This is a genomic window from Psychrobacter sp. TB20-MNA-CIBAN-0197, from assembly GCF_040309765.1.
Classification (GTDB): Bacteria; Pseudomonadota; Gammaproteobacteria; order Pseudomonadales; family Moraxellaceae; genus Psychrobacter; species Psychrobacter submarinus.
In genome coordinates, this window is sequence record NZ_JBEOPC010000451.1 from 1 (window position 1) to 278 (window position 278).

1 protein-coding gene is annotated in these 278 nt (G+C 63.7%); it reads left to right on the forward strand.

Features of this window, described 5'->3' with window-relative positions; all coding sequences use genetic code 11:
- Nucleotides 1-278 (forward strand): EamA family transporter (locus AAEY83_RS14450; protein ID WP_351059927.1); only part of this gene is annotated, 278 nt, incomplete at both ends.

Below are 278 nucleotides of genomic sequence, written 5' to 3' on the forward strand. Positions count from 1 at the left end.
TGATGGTGGTGTGGGCGCGCTATGTGGTGCACACCTTGTTGATGGCAGGGATTTTCCTGCCGCAGTCCGGTTTGCGCGTGCTGCGCACCAAGAAGCCGTTATGGCAGCTCGCCCGTGCCCTGTGCCTGCTCGGCACCAGCCTGTTTTTCACCACGGCGCTGCGGTACATCCCGCTGGCGGAAGCCACGGCGGTCAACTTTCTCGCACCGGTATTGGTCACGGCATTGTCGGTGCCGTTGCTCAAGGAACGGGTGACGCGCGGGCAGTGGATCGCGGTG